This is a genomic window from Sphingomonas sp. GW822-FHT03G08 (genome assembly GCF_058801135.1).
In genome coordinates, this window is the sequence record NZ_JBXAMZ010000001.1 from 2,121,665 (window position 1) to 2,141,310 (window position 19,646).

General features: G+C 63.9%; 18 protein-coding genes. 10 read left to right on the forward strand and 8 right to left on the reverse strand.

Annotated features, from left to right (window positions below; translation table 11 throughout):
* Positions 1-43: 43 nt before the first annotated feature.
* Positions 44-211, forward strand: coding sequence for a hypothetical protein (locus AC1RJ5_RS09670; protein WP_493113028.1), 168 nt, complete (start codon positions 44-46; stop codon positions 209-211).
* A 594-nt stretch (positions 212-805) separates the two neighbouring features.
* Here the strand turns inward: AC1RJ5_RS09670 and AC1RJ5_RS09675 are convergent.
* Together AC1RJ5_RS09675 and AC1RJ5_RS09680 are read right to left on the reverse strand one after the other, a co-directional pair.
* The gene (locus AC1RJ5_RS09675) at positions 806-1,870 is read right to left on the reverse strand and encodes a FecR family protein (RefSeq protein WP_493113030.1); all 1,065 of its coding nucleotides are present in this window, start codon (positions 1,868-1,870) and stop codon (positions 806-808) included.
* Positions 1,867-2,406 carry an RNA polymerase sigma factor gene (locus AC1RJ5_RS09680; RefSeq protein ID WP_493113032.1) on the reverse strand — a complete coding sequence of 180 codons (540 nt, stop codon included), beginning with the start codon at positions 2,404-2,406 and terminating at the stop codon, positions 1,867-1,869. Before AC1RJ5_RS09680 ends, AC1RJ5_RS09675 begins: the two co-directional genes overlap by 4 nt.
* 406 nt (positions 2,407-2,812) lie before the next feature.
* On the opposite strand from AC1RJ5_RS09680, the gene AC1RJ5_RS09685 reads away from it, so the two are divergent.
* A complete protein-coding gene (locus tag AC1RJ5_RS09685) occupies positions 2,813-3,028 on the forward strand; it encodes a sigma factor-like helix-turn-helix DNA-binding protein (RefSeq protein WP_493113034.1) in 216 nt (71 codons plus the stop codon).
* Between the two features lie 78 nt (positions 3,029-3,106).
* The gene (locus tag AC1RJ5_RS09690; protein ID WP_493113036.1) at positions 3,107-4,030 is read left to right on the forward strand and encodes a HEPN domain-containing protein; all 924 of its coding nucleotides are present in this window, start codon (positions 3,107-3,109) and stop codon (positions 4,028-4,030) included.
* Positions 4,031-4,199: 169 nt separating this feature from the next.
* On the opposite strand, the gene AC1RJ5_RS09695 is transcribed toward AC1RJ5_RS09690, so the two are convergent.
* A complete protein-coding gene (locus tag AC1RJ5_RS09695) occupies positions 4,200-4,634 on the reverse strand; it encodes a very short patch repair endonuclease (protein WP_493113038.1) in 435 nt (144 codons plus the stop codon).
* Positions 4,635-4,649: 15 nt separating this feature from the next.
* Here AC1RJ5_RS09695 and AC1RJ5_RS09700 point away from each other — a divergent pair, with 15 nt between their 5' ends.
* The gene (locus AC1RJ5_RS09700; RefSeq protein WP_493113040.1) at positions 4,650-6,965 is read left to right on the forward strand and encodes an ATP-binding protein; all 2,316 of its coding nucleotides are present in this window, start codon (positions 4,650-4,652) and stop codon (positions 6,963-6,965) included.
* A 2-nt stretch (positions 6,966-6,967) separates the two neighbouring features.
* Positions 6,968-7,894 carry a hypothetical protein gene (locus AC1RJ5_RS09705; RefSeq protein WP_493113042.1) on the forward strand — a complete coding sequence of 309 codons (927 nt, stop codon included), beginning with the start codon at positions 6,968-6,970 and terminating at the stop codon, positions 7,892-7,894.
* On the opposite strand, the gene AC1RJ5_RS09710 is transcribed toward AC1RJ5_RS09705, so the two are convergent.
* Positions 7,808-9,079: a DNA cytosine methyltransferase gene (locus AC1RJ5_RS09710; RefSeq protein WP_493113044.1), complete on the reverse strand. Its 1,272-nt coding sequence runs from the start codon at positions 9,077-9,079 to the stop codon at positions 7,808-7,810. The genes AC1RJ5_RS09705 and AC1RJ5_RS09710 overlap by 87 nt on opposite strands.
* 84 nt (positions 9,080-9,163) lie before the next feature.
* Here AC1RJ5_RS09710 and AC1RJ5_RS09715 point away from each other — a divergent pair, with 84 nt between their 5' ends.
* Entirely contained in the window at positions 9,164-9,376 is a 213-nt protein-coding gene (locus tag AC1RJ5_RS09715; protein WP_493113046.1) for a hypothetical protein, read from the forward strand.
* Here the strand turns inward: AC1RJ5_RS09715 and AC1RJ5_RS09720 are convergent.
* The 4 genes from AC1RJ5_RS09720 to AC1RJ5_RS09735 are packed head-to-tail and all read right to left on the reverse strand — an operon-like array spanning position 9,347 to position 16,652.
* Positions 9,347-11,419, reverse strand: coding sequence for an AIPR family protein (locus AC1RJ5_RS09720; RefSeq protein WP_493113048.1), 2,073 nt, complete (start codon positions 11,417-11,419; stop codon positions 9,347-9,349). The two genes, AC1RJ5_RS09715 and AC1RJ5_RS09720, sit on opposite strands and share 30 nt — an antisense overlap.
* Positions 11,412-12,419, reverse strand: coding sequence for a PD-(D/E)XK motif protein (locus AC1RJ5_RS09725; protein WP_493113050.1), 1,008 nt, complete (start codon positions 12,417-12,419; stop codon positions 11,412-11,414). Before AC1RJ5_RS09725 ends, AC1RJ5_RS09720 begins: the two co-directional genes overlap by 8 nt.
* Positions 12,416-15,157, reverse strand: a complete 2,742-nt coding sequence (locus AC1RJ5_RS09730) for a Z1 domain-containing protein (protein ID WP_493113052.1) — start codon at positions 15,155-15,157, stop codon at positions 12,416-12,418. Before AC1RJ5_RS09730 ends, AC1RJ5_RS09725 begins: the two co-directional genes overlap by 4 nt.
* A gap of 4 nt (positions 15,158-15,161) precedes the next feature.
* Positions 15,162-16,652: an ATP-binding protein gene (locus tag AC1RJ5_RS09735; RefSeq protein ID WP_493113054.1), complete on the reverse strand. Its 1,491-nt coding sequence runs from the start codon at positions 16,650-16,652 to the stop codon at positions 15,162-15,164.
* Positions 16,653-16,878: 226 nt separating this feature from the next.
* Here AC1RJ5_RS09735 and AC1RJ5_RS09740 point away from each other — a divergent pair, with 226 nt between their 5' ends.
* From AC1RJ5_RS09740 to AC1RJ5_RS09755, 4 genes are read left to right on the forward strand one after another with little or no spacing between them, the layout of a single operon-like run.
* The gene (locus AC1RJ5_RS09740) at positions 16,879-17,061 is read left to right on the forward strand and encodes a ribbon-helix-helix domain-containing protein (RefSeq protein ID WP_493113056.1); all 183 of its coding nucleotides are present in this window, start codon (positions 16,879-16,881) and stop codon (positions 17,059-17,061) included.
* A complete protein-coding gene (locus AC1RJ5_RS09745; protein ID WP_493113058.1) occupies positions 17,058-18,596 on the forward strand; it encodes a DNA cytosine methyltransferase in 1,539 nt (512 codons plus the stop codon). Before AC1RJ5_RS09740 ends, AC1RJ5_RS09745 begins: the two co-directional genes overlap by 4 nt.
* Positions 18,596-19,177 (forward strand): hypothetical protein, encoded by a 582-nt coding sequence (locus AC1RJ5_RS09750; RefSeq protein ID WP_493113060.1) that lies wholly within the window; start codon positions 18,596-18,598, stop codon positions 19,175-19,177. The genes AC1RJ5_RS09745 and AC1RJ5_RS09750 overlap by 1 nt, the downstream gene beginning before the upstream one ends.
* On the forward strand, positions 19,167-19,634 hold the full coding sequence (locus AC1RJ5_RS09755; RefSeq protein WP_493113062.1) for a very short patch repair endonuclease: 468 nt from the start codon (positions 19,167-19,169) through the stop codon (positions 19,632-19,634). Before AC1RJ5_RS09750 ends, AC1RJ5_RS09755 begins: the two co-directional genes overlap by 11 nt.
* Positions 19,635-19,646 lie beyond the last annotated feature (12 nt).

Consider the following 19,646-nt stretch of genomic DNA (forward strand, 5'->3'; position numbering starts at 1 on the left):
GGGCTTTGTTATCCTTAACCGCCAGCCCCCGCGCGATATTGGCATGATGCTTGTAACCATCGCAGCGCTGACCCACTGCGCATTCGCGTTCGGCATCTTCGAGAGCGAGCCGGGCATCGACCTGCTGCGGCATCAGCGCCCGGTCGTCATTGTGCTAGCGGGCAAGATCGAGCGCAGCCTCGCGCTCGAACGCGACCTGACGTCCGATTAGCCCCCTATCAGTAGCAGGCGGCGGCGACGCCGGCAGCAAGAAGCAGGGAAAGGAGCTCCCGCAGGGCGTTGTGAACTATCGCAGGGAGCTTTCTGGTATGGGACATCGCTGGCCCATCATCCTGTCGCGGGCAGCATGTCACGCACCGATTGCGGACATGGATGATTCCCGCCGCGCAAGTGCGGGCTCGCCTCCGGTCGCGGCCCACATGGGCGGTTGCAGCTGCTGGAACCAGGTTGGACGTGTTGATCCCGCCCAGCCATAGGTACGTCGTGCCGAGATGGCGATCCGCATGGCAGGTGAAGAGCCCGCCCGGGCTTTTCCCACCACGAACCTGCCGTGACGCCCGACCTCGTCGCGCAGGTGCGTCGGCCTCGCGCACCGTATGCCCCATGGGGTCACCGCGATCGCGACCGCCGGCGGCCGGGCGCTACCGCACCGGAATATCGCCGATCATCAGTGCGCCCCGGTCCGGGCAACACCGATGCCACAGAGGACGCCGATTGTCGCAGAAGGGAATTGCGCTCGATATCGCGCTGGTCGGTCACCGCACATGCCCGCTGGAAGCCGCTCGCCGGTCACCGGCCCCGGTTGTCAGTCTCCCCGCGTCCCCGCTCGGGGAACCTCCTTCGTCGATGCCAGCACGATCTCGCCGGGGTGGCTGGCATCCACGTCTTGTCCGAACAGCGCCCCGAGCCGCCGCGCCAGCAGCTCGGTATCGTCGATCCGGAACCGCCCGGACACGCGCTGTCCGGCGAGCGAGGCATCGTCCAGCCGGATCGGACGCCGGGTGCCACGGTTCGCGAGCGCGACCAGCTCGGCGACGGGCGTCGCCTCGAAGTCCCGCTCCGCGGTCGAGGGCGAAGGCGCGGCGCCTGCCGGCGTGGCCGCCGGCTCGGGCGATATCGGCTGCGCCGCGAAGGAGACGCCCTCGCCCGCCGCGAGCTTGCGGACGGCGGGCGGCGCACTCGGCGCCGGGCGCGGCAGCGCGACATCGACTGCGCCTTGCAGCAGGCGGACGTCGACCTTGCCCGTGCGGGTAAGCGCGACTTCGAAGATCGTGCCGCGCGCGGTGACACTGCCGCCGCCGGCATGGACAATGAAGGGACGCGGCTCGTGCGCGACTTCGAAGCGTGCCTGGCCCTGGAGCAATCTCAGGTCGCGCTGCCGGGCGGCGATATCGATGTCGATTATGGTGCCGTCGCCAAGATGCACCATCGACCCGTCGGCGAGCCGCACCACGCGCCTTTCCCCGGCGACCGTCGAGATCCTGCGATGGTCGGTCGTGGCGGCGACGGCTTCCTCGCCCGACGGGGCCGAGCGGTTTGGATGCCACGCGACCCAGCCGCCGACGCCCGCGACCAGCGCGACCGATGCGGCCAGTGCCACTGCCGGCATCCTGCGTAGCCGCTGCGGCTGCGGCTGCGCGTGCGGCAGCGTGGGGGCAGGCTCGCCCGGTTCGGCGAGCAACTTGCCCAGCGCGAAGACTTCGGCTGCGTCGTTATAGGCGACCCGGTGCTCCGCCCCTTGCGCGAGCCATGCCTCGAATTCGGCGCGGCTGGCATCGGCATCGGGGCCCCGCATCCGCGCGAACCAGTGCGCAGCCTCGCGCGCGAGCGCGTCGTCGCCTTCCTCCGCCTGGTCTTCCGACATGGTCATTGCTTCAGGTCCCTGCCGATCCGCAGCAGCGCCTCGCCCATATGCCATTCGACGGTACGGACGCTGATGCCGAGCTGAGTCGCGATCTCCTTGTAGCCCAGGCCCTCGAGGCGGTGCAGCACGAACACCTCGCGGGTGCGCGGCGGCAGCGCGGCGACTGCCGCTCGGTAGCGTTCCCGCATCTGGGCGACCTCGATTCCATCTTCCTGGGTGGCACGCGCCGCCGGCGCGTTGACCTCGTCGATCGGCACGTGCGGCGTGCGGTTGGAGACGCGCCGCGAGCGGTCGATAAGCAGGTTGCGCACGATCCGGTTGAGGAACGCCTCGGGCTGGCGCAGCCCGTTACGGGCATCCGAGCCGAGCAGGCGCGCGAACGCGTCCTGCACCAGGTCGTTCGCTTCCTCGCTCGAGCGCAGGCGCACATCGAGCCAGCGGCGCAGGCGGGGGGCCTGCTCGCGGTACAGCGCGTCCAGGCGCAGCTGACCGGTGCCGCCACCACCGGATGCCTCGCAGGGGTCTTCGTCGGGCCGCCGCATGCGCTACCGCGAGCAGCTGCCGCCGCGCGAGGCGCGGACAAAGGAAAGCGATCGCACGAGAGCCTGTCTCGTGCCGGGCGGTGCCTTGGAGATTACCTCCGACCGTGATGGCCGGAAGCGCTTGATGCCTGGCGGTCAGTTCCGCAGCGCGTTGCCGGCTCGAAACCGCGCTGCAGGGGCGAGTCTGCGTCAGTTCGCAGGCGTTCGCAACACCTGCATCAGCCATGTCGTGCGCTCCCCGCCGGCCGGGACCGGGCGCCGCCTGTCGGGCGCGCCGCGGTGCCCCGCAACCCGGCGATGCCGGGTGCTCCGCTTCGCTTCGCCCTTTGGTGCGGGCCACCGCTTATGGCGTGCCCGGTGTGCGTCTCCTCCGGTCCCCTCGGGCCGGCTGGAAGGAGCGTTTCCGATGTCCGATATCGATCCCAGGCTGGTTGCGCGCGTAGGCGCCGCGGTGGCCGCACTGCCCGCACCGGAGCAGGCGGTGTTCCTGCTCCATGCCGTCGACGAGCACGACTTTGTCACCGTCGCCGAGCGGCTCGGCATCGGCGTGGACGAGGTCGAACGGCTGCTCGCGAGCGCGCTCGTGCGGCTCGGCCGCGATCTCGACGCCGGTGGACGCTGATGGACGACCGCTCGGAAATGGCGCTTGATCGTCCTTCCGGCGGTTGCATCGCCGCCCCGGCACTCTAGGATTCCGCGCATGCGTACCGATCTCGATCATCTGCCACCCGCCAAGCAGCGCGAGCTCGAGCGCGTGGTGCAGATCCTGTTCGAGGAATTCCGCGACGCGACCGCGACCGCCACGGTCGACTGGAAGCGCCAGGCGCGCATCCTCAAGGTCATTCTCTACGGCAGCTATGCCCGCGGCGGCTGGGTCGACGAACCGCACACCGCCAAGGGCTATCAGTCCGACTTCGACCTGCTGATAATCGTCAACCACGAGAAGCTGACCGACCGCGCCGCCTTCTGGTCGAACGCAGAGGACCGGCTGAACCGCGAGCTTGCGGTCACCAAGACGCTGCGCACCCCGGTCAACTTCATCGTGCACACCCTGCACGAGGTGAACGACGGGTTGGCGCATGGGCGCTACTTCTTCATGGATGTCGCCCGGGACGGGATCGCGCTGTACGAGAGCGACGGCACCGAGCTGCACGAGCCCAAGCCGAAGACACCGCAGCAGGCGCTGGCGATGGCGCAGGAGTATTTCGCGGAATGGTTTCCTGCAGCAAACAAGCGCTTCGACGGTGCCAAATTCCATATTGAACATGGAAATTTGAAAGACGCAGCGTTCGACCTCCATCAGACTGTCGAACGTCTGTACCATTGCGTTCTGCTGGTCTGCACCTTCTACACACCGCACGTTCACAATCTAGGCTTCTTGCGCACGCAGGCGGAACGGATTGATCCGCGGTTAGTCGATGCGTGGCCGCGCGACACACGGGCCGACCGTGGACGCTTCGAGAGGCTCAAGGAGGCTTATGTGAAGGCTCGTTATTCGAAGCACTATCGCATTAGCGGTGAGGAGTTGGCTTGGCTGGCCGAGCGTGTGGAAGCGCTTGGTCGATCTGTGCAGGTCATTTGCGAGGAGCACATCGCGGTCCTTGAGCGATCCTTAGCTGCATAAATCAGGCTGGCGCTGACACCAGCGCGCACCTTGCGTGCAGAGAGTGCTAGTTCCGTTGATGGCGGAGGCGAGCAGCCCTACCAGCCTTCTTCTGGTGCCCGACAGCGGACACCGATTTTCGGCGTCCCCAGAATGGAATGGACTGGAGGCGCCGAGGCCGACGCCCCCTCTAGGTGGCGTCCTCCGGCTCAAATCCCATTTTGCTCAGGATAGCTGGCTCAGCGGAGTCGCCCTTCGTCTCGCACTCCCAGATGACCACAACCTTCCAGCCCGTCTCTGCAAGCTTGCGTGCGACCTCTTCATCGCGATTTTTATTGCGCGCAAACTTTTCGAGCCAAAATTCTTCCCTTGATTTTGGTACCTTTGCCACTCTGCAGCCCGCGTGCTGATGCCAGAAACACCCATGAACGAACACGGCGGTGCGTAGTCGGGGGAGCACGAGATCGGGAGTGCCAGGTAGGTCGCGTCGATGCAGACGAAAGCGGTAGCCATGGCGATGCAGCAGCTTGCGCACGACCATCTCCGGTTTCGTATCCCGGCTCTTGAACCGTGCCATTAATTTTCGTCGTGCTTCTGGACCCAGCCTCGACACACCTGATTCCATTGCTAATACATAGCCATGGCCACGAAGCAGAAGTTCCGGATCAGTTCCGCTCTCAAGGATATTATTGGGCGCGATCTCATCACCAACAACTCTGTCGCGATCTTTGAACTCGTGAAGAACTCATTCGATGCCCACGCTAAGAACGTTGCAATCGAATTTGACGAAGATGCCATCATTATCGTGGATGACGGCAAGGGGATGTCGAGGGACGATATCCTGTCGAAGTGGCTGTTCGTCGCCTATTCCGCGAAGCGCACGGGCGAGGAGGATGCGAACCTTCCACGAGATTACAGAGACGAGATATCCCAGCGAAGGGGGTATGCCGGCAACAAGGGCATCGGTCGCTTTTCGTGTGATCGGATCGGTTCGAAGCTTGATCTCTATTCGCGGGGTCTGGGCGCCGATAAAATCGAGCACCTCCGTGTGGACTGGACTAGCTTCGAGCAGGACGCAAAACGCGAATTTGCGACGATCGACACAACTCTGGCTGCGGTCAAAGAGTTTCCTAAAGCGCAGCGGATCAAGCCGCCCGCGAAGAGCGGGACCATGCTCGTCATCCGAGGCTTGCGGGAGGAATGGGGCTATGACGAAATCCGGTCGCTGCGAGCGTACTTAGCGAAGCTAATCGACCCGTTCAAAACCACACGCGGGGCCAAAATCACGACGACGCAGGTTCTGAATAAGAGCTGGTCCGACCTAAATGGCTTGGTTGGAAACGATATTATCGATCTTCTCGAAGAGAAGACGGCAAAGATATCCGTTTCCATTGAAGGCCCAAAGATTCGAAGCATTCTGCATGACAGAGGTGCTTTGATATATGAGATCGAGGAATCGCTCCCAAAATCACTGGGATTGCTCGACGGAACTAGCGTCGAGGCAGTTTTATATTTCCTGAATAGAAGCGCAAAGCACACTTTTACCGGTAGGATGGGCGTTCAGCCAGTCCAATTCGGAAACGTCTTTCTTTTCGTGAATGGGTTCCGAATTTTCCCCGTAGGTGAACCAACGGATGACACCTTCGGCATCGGCAGGCGCAAGCAGCAGGGCGTCAGCAGATATCTCGGTCTCCGCGACATTCTCGGCAAGATCGATGTCCAGGCGCCGCCTGGCACCTTTGCGGAAACTTCGAGCCGCAATGCCGGCCTGATTGAAACGCCGGCGACCGTTGCACTCTACGACTTCGTAATGAAGAACGTGGTTCAGCGACTTGAGCGCTATGTGGTGGACGTCAATTGGGCTGACGCGCTTGATCAGGCAAGGGATGATTCGAGCGGCTTGCGATCGGACACCGCTCGGGCGCGTATCATTCGGATCGTGCAGGCCCTGGCGGGGGCCAAGAGCATTAAGCTCATCAACTACGATCGCGACCTCATCGACGTCGTAAACGAGCGATCATCTGAGTTCGAGGATTCGATGGCCGGCCTTTCCGTGGTCGCGCAGGAGGCGGGTGACGAAGCCCTTCTCGGCCGCATTGAACGCGCTCGTCAGCGATATGAAGAGCAGAAGCGTGCGGCTGAAGAGGCACGGGAAGTAGCTGAGCGTGAGACGGCCGCCAGAAAGGAGGCGGAGCAGCGGGCCAAGGCTGCCGAGTTGAAGGCAGAGAGTGCGACCGCCAAGCTGGAGCGTGTTGAGAAGCAGGCGCAGATGCTGCTCAATGCGCAAGAGCGCGAGGATGACGACCTCACGCTGATGCATCATCAGGTCATCATCTATGCCACTGAGGTTCAGGCCCTCGTGCGCCGTAGCCTTCGGCGATTGGGTGAGGCATCACCCCCACTCGAATCTGTTCAAGACGATCTGGAGCAGATCAGCTGGCAGAACAGTCGGATTTTGGCGGTTACGCGCATTGCGACCCAGGCCAATTTCCGGCTCAACGCAGACAAGATCGATGCTGATATCATTCAGTATCTTGAGGAGTATTCGACCAAGATCGCGACGCTTTACGGCGATATCCGGAAAGCGGCGTTTGACACGAACGGTTTGTCGCAAGAGATGAGCTTTAGCCCAATCGACATAGCCATTGTTGTCGATAACCTGTTCAGCAATGCTGCGAAGGCAGATGCTCGTGACATCAAGTTCGTAACGCGTAAGGCTGGAACCGGAATCCTTGAGATTGTCGTCTCGGATGACGGGCGAGGGATAGACGAGAAGAAGATTGATCCGGCAAAGATATTTGAGCGCGGATACAGTGGCTCGGTGCGTGGATCTGGATTAGGCCTCTATCATGTGAAATATGTTCTTGAGCAGATCGGCGGCAGTATTGCACTTGATCCGGACCGGGCTGATGGCAAGGCGCAGTTCGTAATTCGCCTGCCTCGGGGGGGGAAGTAGAAGTGAGACTGGATTTCAGGATTCTCTGGTTCGAGAACCAGCCTAACGACGTGCGGACTCAAGTCGAGGAAATCGAAGAGCACCTCCGAACCGTGGGATTCATCCCTTTTATCCGGATGGTCCCAGACGGGCGCGACGTCGAGAAGCTTGGCAAGGAGCAGGAGCTATTCGATGAATTTGATCTAGTGGTAGTGGACTATGATCTTGGAGATCCGGGTCAGAACGGAGACTGGGTCGCGCAGCAGGTGCGTCGGCATTTCGGCTTTACCGATATCATCTTCTACAGTGGTAAGAAGCCGGGTGAACTTCGTCAGATGGTCTACGAGGGTGGCATCGATGGAGTATACTGCTTCAACAGGCCTGACTTGGCGGAGAAGTTGGCGAACCACATCGACCAAGTCATGAGGCGCCTTTCCCGCCTAGAGGCGATGCGCGGACTTGCGATGGGGGTTGTTGGTCGATGCGACGACGACTTCAGAACACTGATCCTTCATAGCTACGAGAATATGGAAGGCGACCAGCGTGCCGCAGTGGAAGCGGCTTTGGATAGCCTCATCGTCTCCTCTCGGGATGCTGGAAAGAGGGGCTACGAGGGTTGCGCAAGCTTTCACGAGAAGCTCAAAAATCGTTCTGTAACAAGCTTCACTCTCTGGAAGCTGGCTATGTCGATATTGAAGGGGGACGAGCGATGTGCCCCGCAGCGAAAGACGCTCGCCGAATATGATCCGGCGGTTCTGGAGCCGCGAAACCGCCTCGCTCACGCGATTGAGACGCGAACGGAGAATGGGTGGTCTGTAGTGTCAGAGTCAAAGCCCGCTATCACGCTGGCGGACTTTCCAAGATTACGTAACGATCTCGCGATCCATGTCATGAACATCCGTTCCATCGCTTCCGCGGTGGGCCTGGATGCTGCCCAGGAGGCCAAATAGCGTCTCCCCCACTGCTTCTGCGAGCAGAGGAGGGACGGCGTTTCCGACCTGTGTGTATCGAGGGCAGGCGTTGCGCCGCCGGTAACCGCCGCTCGTGTATGGTCCCTTGAAGGAAAACCAGTCGGGAAACGATTGCAGGCGTGCCATTTCCCTGACGGTCAGCACCCGCGGTTCGCTGTAGTGGATCATATCGTCCGGCAGGGTTGTCACCGTCGGAGAGGGCATCGAGGGTGAGATGGGCGTGGTTGCTCGCTTGCGTATTCCAAGGCGTGCTCGATCGGCCAGCGATATCGATCGTCCTTTTGGACAGGTATTGAGTATTTCTTGGAACCTTGAGCGAACTAGCGGAGTGTGCCGCGGAAGGCGAAGGTCGGATGGCAGGTGATAATGGCCATCGCGCATGAGTCTCTGATATGGAGTCAACTCGGTCCGGACGAGCGCTCCGATTTGCATAAATCCTAGCTGGCCGAATTCGGAATCGGGAACTAGGTCTTGTCCGGCAACCTCTAGGTCAGACAGCGCTTCGGCCGCCGAAGTCGCAGCGCCGCCAATTCCCCTCGCGTCGAGAAAGCGTCTGCGCGCGGTCCTTAAGCGCTCGAACGGATCGATCCCGAGCAACGAACCGGATGCGCTGGCGATCAGGAGGAAACGTGGCCTGCGTTGGGGTACGCCCCACTCCGCTGCCATGACGATCTGAGACCATACGTCGTATCCCATGCTCCGCAGGCTTGCCGCCACAAAGTCGGAGTAGGTCTCGGCGTCCCCGTGTTCCATCGAGGTGAACCCGCGGACGTTTTCGATCAGAAGCAGCTTCGGCCGTAGGATCGAGACCATCTCAAGATAACTGAACACCAGCTGATTGCGTGGGTCCTCAGGCTGCCTTCGGCCGTTTGTCGAAAAGCCTTGGCACGGCGGACCGCCAACAATCAGGTCGATTTCGTGGGCCAAGTTTAACAGGGTTTCGCGATGGGATGCGATCAGTGCCTGAATGTCGTGGGGGGTGCACGGGATCGAAGCGGGCCACGAAGCGCTCGCGCCAGCCCGATCAATAAGATTGTGCTTCAGTGTCGAGAATGGGTCGGCATGTCCTTCAACCGCTAGGCGAAGTTTCCAGCCGGCGCGCTGCATCCCAAGCGAGAGGCCGCCGCACCCGGCGAACAGATCTACAAATGACGGTGCCCGCATTCCCCCTCCGTAGCAGCTTGAAGAAGCATGTCCAGGACAAGAAGGGATGTCTAGGCCCGATGTTAGCTGGCGAGCAGGGAACCGGTGGAACTGGAGCCTTGGAAAGGCCGTGGAATTGAGTTCGATGAAGATAAGGTGATTTGCTCCCACCTCATTGATAAACTCGAGTACGCGAGCGATGAAGATACTCGCAATCGACTGCAACTAGCCGCCGAGGGATCGACTGCGGAAGATTCAGAAGAGCGCAAGCGCGCGCTTGGCGAGTCATTACGCCTCGCGCTGATCCTCGTCGAATAGCCCGGCGGCGCGCACCTTGGCGACGCTTTCAAGCCCGTGCTTCGCCTGTTTGACCGAGGGCCGGCGCGCCCAGCCGCCGGCCGCGTAATTGGCGAGCGTCATACAGACGCCGGCGAGTTTGAAATGCAGTATCCCGCTGCGCTGACCTGCTTCCGCCGTCGCCACCCAAACGGACGACGGAATGCGCATGCACTCCTCGATCCGGGTATAGTCCGCGACATTAAGTCCTGACACAGCTTGGTCCGCCATAGCGGGTCCGCTGCCCGTCGGCGCGCCGGTGAGCTCGGGTGGGAGGGGATCGCTAAGTGCCGGCAGCCGGCTACGCATATCGACCCAGCAGTCTTCCTTCTTGAACCACTCGGTCGGATTGTGGCTTCCGACACTTGCGCGGAGGGCGTCATCGACCTTCGGCGCCCAGGCGGTGAGCAGCGCCTCCAGCTCAGGCGTAAGGCGCTGCTGCCGCCATATGAGATCAAAGTCGATCCGGCCGCCGGTCCGCACTCCGAGCGCTGCAACGAGATACGCCGTGATGTTAGCGCCATAGGCCGGAAATTTCATCGCCCGGACCAGCTTTTCGGTGGTCCGGTAAAGGATGGTGAGCGCGATCAGGCGCCGGAACCACGCCGCATCGGGCGCCGGCGCAGTCTGCTCCTTGCGGCGCTGCATGAAAGCCTGGAAATTCTTCTGGCCGCCGAAAGCAACACGCCACGGATAACCGTCCCACGCAGAAAGATATCGAGCGAGATCGAGCTTGCCGAATCGCCGGGCTTTGGGCGTCTGTTCCCGGAAGGCCCGCTGTTCGGTCGTGCGATAGGAAGCCTTCTGCTCGGCGGCGAGCCACGATCCCCGGGCGCGCTCGTAAAACCAGCGGCCCCGGCCGGATTCGAGCCATGCGTTGTTCGCCAGCGTCTCGACTTCCCGGTGGAACGGATCGCTGGCCGAGAAATCGGCCTGTTGGACGGTATTCTGCCGGTTAGCGGCACGCGAGATCGAGGACACCATTTCCTCAAGATCACCCTCGGTCACGCGGATGATTTTGACCGGCACCTCAACCGACCCGAGGTCGACACTCTCCTTGCGCCGCGCGCGGTGGAGCGACGCGGTGGTCTGCCCGCCATTGACGATCTGCAGGCCGCGCAGTCCCGTCAGGAATACCGCCCCGCCCTCGTGTTCGAGCCGGACCTCGTCGGCGGTCGCGACTACGCCGTTGTTGAAGGCCAGGAACATCTCAGGCTGTTCGACCAGCGTGCGCCTGAGCTCGGCATTGACCGACTTCCGGCCCGAAAGCCCTAGAAACGCGCGCACATTGAGTTCGAGCAGATGCGTACCGTAGCGGTCGTAGATGCGCGAGAGCGTCTCACCGGGAAAAGCAGCGAGAAACGCCTCATAGTGACCGGCGCCCGACGCCACCGGCAGGCAGGCGATGCGGTGGCCGGCGAGCGCGACGAGATCGACATCGATGTCGGCCCGGGTCTGACCTTCGCCCAGTACGCGGTGCAGCCGGACCATGTCGTAGAGTTCGAGCGCGACCGCCTTACCGTGGCTTTCGATAGTCGCGGGCAGTGCGCCGCCGGCGATGCCGTCGGTGAGCACCACAATACGGAACCGGTCGATGCGCTCGCCGAGTGCAGCGACGCTGCGGGCCAGATCGCCCGCCTCGGTGTTTGACGGTTCGATCCGGTCGGCGAGCCCGCCGATACAGGCGGCGACATAGGTGCCGGCGCGCTCGGCGGTCTTGAGCAGTTCGGCCGCGGACACGCGGCGCGGGGGAAGATCGCCCGAATAATGCGTCGTGAACAGCGTCAGGTGCCCCGCGTCCTCATCGATCGCATAGCCGCTGATCTGGAACGGCGAACGGCCGACCCGCCCCTCCTGCGCGAGATCGAACGCCGCCTCGAAATGGCCGATTTCCTCGAGCGCGTCGATGACGGTGCGGGTGAACAGCGCCTCCGTCGATGGCAGGCCGACGGACGGATCGTCGCGCGCCTCATCGATCTCCGTCGCCAGTGTCCGCGCGAAGTCCGCGGTCGCATTGTCAGTCATCAGCCCTAACCCCAAGGGCATTCATGGCATGCCCGACATCGGTGAGGAAGCCGCCCAGCGCCTGTACCTCGATCTGATAGACAGCGTCCGCGATTCCGACCGGAACGCCCGACCGGCTGAGGCAGGGAAAGCCGTCGCGAACTGCATAAAACTCGGTGCCGGCATGCCGGACCGCGGGGCCGGAATCGCTGTCGGCGCCCGGCGCGAGTCCACGCCGCAATAATGCGTTGGCGAACTGCCGCCGGTCGCGATCCGACGCCAGCTGCCGGGCGATGCGCTCAGCGAGCGCCCCGAGCGTAACGCCATCTGCCTGTTCGACGAGGCGGACATGCGCGACGTGGAGCGACGCAAGGCCGGCGGGGTCGAGCTGATCGAGCGCGGTGACATGGATCCGCCGCGCCGCGCCGAGCGAGGTCTTGACCTCGAGCGCCTGGCCATTGTTCTCGAAGTCGTGAAGCCCATCGTCAGGCGATTTCCAGTAGGCCAGCGCATCCGGCGTGCGGGCGAGCAGATCCTCGAGCAGCAGCAGTTCGCCCATAAGCCCAACCGTCTCGTGCCGGGTCAGTCCGCCGGACTGATCGCGCAGGAACGCACGCCATGCCGCGAGGCGTGCGCCGAGTTCGGGCAGCAGATCGGGCTCACCCTCATCCTCGCTGCGCACGAGTGCCCGCACCACATCGCTGCACACCTCGGCAAACAGATCGCGGCGCGATGGTTCCTCCAGCGAAAGGACGAGCAGATTGCCGCTCGGATCGGCGGCGCGCGACAGCCTCAGCCCCGCAGTCTCGAACAGCGCAAGGCCTCCATCGGCGCTCTGCGGCCGCACGATCAGGCACGGCGCTCCATCGGTCTCGCGGAGGGCGGCGCGCAAGTCGAGGATATGCGGCCTTTCGAGCCGTCGGCTGCGGAACAGCCGGTCGCCCGGCGCCACCGCTCCGAGCGCGGTCCAGGCGGCGAGCAGGTCCAATGGCCCGGCAGGGCCGGCAATATCGCCGCTCATGAGGCGCCGCGCTGCTGTACGGAGTTCTCCAGGCGCCATTCGGCCGCGGCGGTCGGCGAGCGCGGGAAGCTCACCACTACGCCGTATACCGGCGTGCCCGGCCCAAGCCCGGCATTCGCCGGGTCGATCGGATAGAGGAGCAGCAGGCCGCGGCGCGGATCGTCACCGCGGACGGCTCGGATCTGCGGGCCCGAGGGACGGTCGGCGGGCGGCTCGCCTTTCTCTTCCAGGATGCGGTTGGTCGCCTCGAGTGCGCGGCGATACTGATCATCGGTCAGGTCGATCGCCTCGTCGAGTGGACTGAGGATCGACTTGGTGATGAACCGCGTATCGCTGGTCGAGATCGGCGAACGCCGCACCGAGCGCAGGCCGTGTCCGCCGGCTGAGACCGGCGCGCCCGTGCCGGCGGGCACGAAGATCGTCCAGTCAGTGAGTTCCCCGCGGGCGAGCTGCGCGGTGACATAGGCGCCCATCCGGCGACCGTCGACATCGATGCTTTCAGGCGGGAACGCGACGGCATCGAGCAGCGAGGCAATGCGGCTACCGGGAACGCCGCGCCAGATGAGGCCCGATGCGACTCCGCGACCCCCGGGGCGCGGCGGATCGGTATCGGGGGAGCCCAGCTCCTCGAGCAGCCCGTCGATCGCTGCGGCATTGACGGTCACATTGTCGCTATCGCGGAACTGTACGGTCTGGATCTTGCCCTCGCCGCCATAGCTCACCGGCCGCTCGACCGCGTAGCGGCGCTTGTTGGCGGCGGTGACGGTCATCACGCTGTGGGTCGCGATGCTGAACCCGTAATCCTTGGGTCGGGCGAGCGTGATCTTCATATGCGCGAGCTGCGCGCGCAGATCCTCGTTGACCGTCGCCAGATGGCGGAACCAGGCCTCCATGTCGGGCGTGGTGTAGAGCCGGCAGAGATCAGCATAGCCGCGTCGGTAACCGAACCAGCGGCCCATCTGGAGCAGGCTGTCATATTGCCGCGAGATGCGCAGGAAATAGCTGGTCGACAGGCCCTCCAGCGTCAGCCCGCGCGACAGTTTATCGCCGCCGATGACGATCACCGACAGGCTCTGCCCGGCGGCCTCGGCGGCGTCATAATCGATGCCGGTGCGGCTGCGGCCATTGGCGACCGCGACCTGGATCCGGTCGATCTCCGCGGAGAGTCGCACCGCAACCTCATCCCAGCTGACGGCACGGACCGAGCGCCCGAACACGGTCGGCATCATCGCCTCGGTGGTCGGCTCGAAATCCTCGCGCCACAGCCGCTCGAGCCCGCCCAGCTCGACCGGGTCGGCGGCAGCGACTGCATTGCGGATTACGCGCAGCTCGGTCTCGACCTGGGCATGCACAAGGTCGTGGACATCCTGGAAGCGCGACACATGGACCAGCATTGTGCGGTGGGCGCTGAGCTGGCCGCGCGCTGCACGCGCGGCGCATGCGATTACGAAACTGCGGATCGCCGCCGCGAGGCTCGGCGGCACGCGTGCCTCGCCGCGCCACACCGGCCGCAATGTCTTGTCATGCGGATCGGAGATCCAGCCCTCAGCGGTCTGATCGAGGTGCCGGATGACCGGCAGCCCGACCGAGTCTGCGTCATCGTCGCGCCCGAATACGGCGAGCGGCCCGAAATAATCATCGGGCGCCGACAGCGAAACGATGAAGGTCGAAGGGAACAGGTCGGCGCCATAATCCTCAGCCGTGCGCTCGTCATGGATCATGATGTTGGCGAACGGCGTCGCGGTATAGCCGACATAGACACTGCGGCTGAACGCGCCGAGCAGCTTGCGGATTTCGCCGTTGATGCGCTTGGGATCGTAATCCTCATCGAAGCTGCCGTCGGCGAGGAAACCCTGATCGCCGGTGTCGGGCGAGGCCTGGTCGGCCTCGTCGTCGATCACCAGCAGCGGCGCGTCGCGCGAAGGCGCCGGCAGGCGTGCGATCCAGCGGTTGAGGTTCTTGAGCACGCCGCCATTCTTCTTGACGACAAAGATGAACGGGCGTTCGCCGGGCGCAAAATTGGAGTTCTGCGCGACCGTACGGTTGAAGTCGCCACCCAGTTGCGAGGTGGTGAGGCTGTCGACCAGCATCACCGGCCCCGGCAGCATGCCGACGCCGATCGGACGGCGCCCGCCGGTGCCGCTGACCCCGGCCGTATCGAAGCCGAGAAAATCCTGGTCGAGGCGCAGCTGGGTCTGGCGGCGCAGAACATTATGCATGCCGGCGAGCACGATGATGACCCGGTAGCCGGCATCGGCAGCGCGGTTGATCAGTCCGGCATAATGGGCGGTCTTTCCCGACTGAACATTGCCGACGACGAGGCCGCGCCAGTCCCATGGTCCGGGCCGCTTCGGATCGTCGATCAGCTCCATCACCTCGGAGGTACTTTCCTCGAGCACCTCGAGCGCGCGGGGCGCCCAGCCATCCTCGGCGAGCTTCTGGAGATAGCGCCGGAGATAGTCGCCCGGCCGCCGTGCCTCGCCCAGATACCAGGGCGGCGGCAGCTGATCGCTCTGAAGCCGGATCGACGGACCCTGCGCAACCACGAACAGCGCCTCGAGATCGCGGGTGGCGGCCTCGATTTCGGGATCGCCGATCATCTGGCCGGTGGTGAACGCGACCAGCGGTGCAGAGGCGGCCACCACTGCCCGGATTTCCTCGACGCTGAGCGTGCGGTCGCTGGCGCGCTGGCCGAGCGCGACCCGAGCGGTGTTGGCAAGCTGAGTCACCGGATCCATCGTGTCACTTCTCCCCCAGCTTTCGGATCACCGCCGCCCGTAGCTTCGCCGATGTCACCCCCAGCGAGCGCAATACCGAATCGAGACGGTCCCCGGCTTCATCGGTGTTGTTCATGCTGTGCACGAGGCTGGCAAGCGGCGCCGCCAATTCGGCGATCTCGGCTGCCGCCGGCTCGCCCGATTCCGCCCCACCCTGTTCGGCGACATCGAGCCAGATGCGCTCGACAGGAACAGTCAGCTCGAGCGATGACAGCAGACCTTCGAGCAGCCGCGCGTCATCGCCGAGCAGTTCGGCGACCATCGCAACTGCGGGATGATCGCGGCGCACACGATATCGAGGCACCGTTTTTCCGCTCCGTGCCTCCCATGGCCATATCTCGCTCTCATCCTTCGCACGCTTCCGCGTTCCGACCTGGCCGGTGCCACGCCAGGCGAAGACCTCGCGAGCACGGCGGCGGGCGTCGGTGCCGATGCCGACAAGCCGGGCGCGCGCCCAGACAGGCGCACGAGCCAGCGATTTACGTATGTCGATTCGCCATGCCTCATCCATCGCAACCGGAAGATCGAGAGCGATGCGGGCGAGCCGGCTCGATTCCTCGCGCGTCCAGGCGCGCGCACCGCCGAGGCCGAGCCAACCGCCCGGCGAGACCAGACGGTCGCCGCGATAGACATAGAACCCCTGGCGCTCGACCCAGCCTCCCGGCCCGCCCGCTTCCTCCCACTCGCGTTCACTGGCGAATCGGTCGCGGTGCGGCAGGATGTAGGGGCGTGCGGCGATCGTCCCTTCCGGTCCGCGGATGATGTCGCGCGGCAGGGCCATGGTCGCATCGTGCCGCCGACAGAACGGATCCCAGGCGCTCAGCGCGAGGCCATTGACGCCGATCGCGAGCCGCCGTGCTTCCCCGCTCAGAAACCGGTGGAAGGTCATGGCGAGATGCGCACGAATGCTGGCGATCCGGTCGTTGAACCCGTCACGGTCCAGACCCCAGAGACCGCCGAGCCGGTCCATCCGGTTCCAGCTGATAAGCGTGCCGTCGCCCGCTCGTTCGAAAGCAGCGGCAAGCTCGCCGGGCGGTGAGGTATCTGGGGCGTCGGCGCACCATCCGTCGCTGACCCGATCGACATCCCAGGCTAGCCGCGCGACGGCCCCATCACGGCGCGATGCAACGGTTAGCTCCCGGCATTGCGACAGTGACGCCGTTTTGAGCCCGAGCCCGAAGCGTCCCAGATCGTCACCCTCACGCTCGGCATCCGGTCCCTCGCCGCCGAAGCGCATCGCCTCGATCAGCCGCTCGAAACGCATGCCGGCGCCGTCGTCGAGAATCTCGACGAGAGGATCGCCTTCGCGCCAGTCGAGCCGGATCTCGATAGAGCGGGCACCGGCGGCGAGCGAGTTGTCGATCAGATCGGCAAGCGCCGTTTCCGGCGAATAGCCGAGACCACGCAGTGACCGGAGCAGCGCACGCGGGGAAGGATTGATTTCAACGGGGCGCAACGGAAGTCTCCGGTGTCTTGGCATTTAATTTTCAATATTGCCGACGCGCACCGGAGTCGGACTGAAAGCAGAATAAGCGCAGGTCGCGCCGGACGGCAATTAGGCCATTTCTATAAGGCTGTTGGCATTTGCAACCGATCCGGTTTCATTCGGTTGGGGGCAGATGATGTAAAGTGGTGCATGTTGGTGCGGACTGGTGTATCGAAAGGCAAGGAGTCCGAACACCGTGACCACTGGAAAGACCGTCCGCAGCACTGTTCTGCTGCCCGAGCCCGTGCATCGTCAGGTGCAGGCGGTCGCGGCTGCTAATGACGTATCATCGGCCTGGGTCATCCGACAGGCCGTGCTTCATTATCTGTCGACGCGCACCGGCCAGTCGGAACTGCCGCTCGGAACGGGACGGCCATGAGTGCCGATCCCAGACTCATCCGGCAGAAGATCCAGCGCCTGCGCGCCGGCGCGAAGCCGCGCGTGCTCGACCTCTTCTCGGGCTGTGGCGGGATTTCGCTCGGATTTCAGGCCGCCGGCTATGATATCGCCGCCGCAGTTGAATTTGACGCCGATGCCGCGCGCTCGCACGGCCTCAACTTCCATGGGGGCGAAGACCGGCACAGCATCGCTCGCGATATAACTGCCACGTCCCCGGAAGATCTGACCCGGGCACTCGGGCTCGGACCGACGTCATCGGCGTTCGATGTCATCGTCGGCGGGCCGCCCTGTCAGGCATTCGCGCGCGTCGGCCGCTCGAAGCTGCGCGAGGTCGCTGAACACCCCGAGGCCTTCCGGCACGATCCCCGCGCGCGGCTCTATATCGAATATCTGAGCTATGTGGAGGCTTGCGCGCCCCTTGCGGTCGTCATCGAGAATGTCCCCGACATGCTCAACCATGGCGGTCATAATCTCGCGGCCGAGATCGGCGAGATCCTGGCCGGCAAGGGCTATGTCGTGCGCTACACACTGCTGAACGCGGCGTTCTACGGTGTGCCGCAGATGCGTGAGCGGATGATCCTGATCGCTATCCGCAGGGAGATCGCCGACGATGTCGAACTCCCGGCTCCGACTCACTGGATCGACCTCCCCTCGGGGTATCAGGGTTCGCGCGCGGTTGCCCTCAAACTGGCCACCGGAGGCGATCTGCTGACCCCGACGGCCGGTGGCAGCGCCTATAAGGCGGCGCCGGCGGCCGAAAAGACGCTGCCGCCCGCGATCACAGCTGAACAGGCGATCAGCGATCTTCCTGAAATCCTTGCGCGCGAACTACTGGCATCGGGTGAACTGCGGCGCGGCACGCGCCGGCTCGATGCCAACCTGCCCTATGGCGGGCACAACCGGCAGCACGAATATGTGAAGATGATGCGCGGCTGGAAGGGCTTTGAAGGTGTCGGACATGTCCGCGACCATGTTATCCGGTATCTGCCGCGCGACTATCGGATTTTCGCCGGGCTGAAACCGGGCGATCAGTATCCTGAGGCGCACCGGCATGCGCTTGAGCTGTTCGAGGCCGAGCTCAAGCGGCTCGCGGCAACGGCCGAGCGCCCTGCGGATGGCAGTGAGGAATGGGAGGCGCTCAAAGGGAAGTTCGTGCCGCCCTATGACGCTGGCAAATTCCCGAACAAATGGCGCAAGATGGAAGCCTCAACGCCTGCCCGCACGCTGCTCGCTCATCTTGGTAAGGACGGCTACAGCCACATCCATTATGACAGCCGCCAGGCACGGCCGATTTCAGTACGCGAGGCAGCGCGGCTCCAGTCCTTCCCGGACGGTTTCCGGTTCGCTGGGACGATGAACCCGGCATTCCGCCAGATCGGCAATGCGGTGCCGCCGCTTCTTGCAAAGGCCGTGGCGGCGACGCTGCGCCGCCAGCTGATTGGGGAGGTCGCGGACGCAGGCAGCGATGCCGCCACACCGGCGGATCACCCTCGCGCTGTTGGCGCAGGCCGCTGATGGGAAGGCGCGACGAGATCATCGTCGTCCGCTCGCTCGCCGAGTCCGATCTTGGCATCTTTTCGATGCACCGGCTGAGCGCGACGAGCAAACAGCGGGCGATTGCGCTGACGACGCCGGCGGCACGACTGCTGCTGAGCGAGCGTCTGTTTGCTGCGGGTGGCGACGATCTCGATCTCATCTGCGTCTATGGTGGTTACGGAAACCGCGAGCTGCGGAACATCGGCAAGGTCGGGAAGAACTGGCGGCTGGGCGGCCGTAAGATTACCGCTAGCGCCTGCGCCTTTCTCGACAGCAAAGATTTCGTGCTGCTGCGCTCGGTTGCGGGTAACGACGGCAGTCATCCAATCCTGATGACTTTCATCGGTCGGCAGCGTGAGCGGCTCCTTCACGCCGGCATCGTCGCCAGCCTGGCCGAACACTTCCGCGATAGTGTCGCGGTGGTATCCTCCGGGTCGGACGCCTTCGTCGCCCTGTCGGCGGCGTTCCCCTCGGTCCCCTCTGATCTCGCGGTTGGCACATCTCTCCCCGACGATGAGCCCGGCATCCCGGAACAGGCCGCTGGGAGCGATGGCCGATAGACTGACGCCGGACCAGCGCCGGCTCAATATGAGCCGTGTCCGTGCCAAGGACACCCGTCCGGAATTGATCGTACGGCAACTGCTGCACCGCCTCGGATTCCGCTATCGCCTGCACCGTCGCGACCTTCCCGGTCGACCCGATATCGTGCTTCCGCGCTACCGGGCCGCGATCTTCGTTCACGGATGTTTCTGGCATGGCCATGGCTGTTCGCTGTTCCGGATGCCGGCGACCCGCACCGAATTCTGGGCCACGAAGATCGCAGCGAACCGTCGCCGCGACAGCGACGCCGTGTCGGGACTGCGCGATGTCGGCTGGCGCAGCCTGCTGATCTGGGAATGTGCCCTGCGCGGACGCGGTCGATTGCCAACCGAGACGCTGATCGAGAGGATCACCGCGTTCATCGTCAGCGACGCAGCGTTCGGGGCAATCAGAGAAACGGGGGCGGAAGAAGCATGAAAAACGTCATTC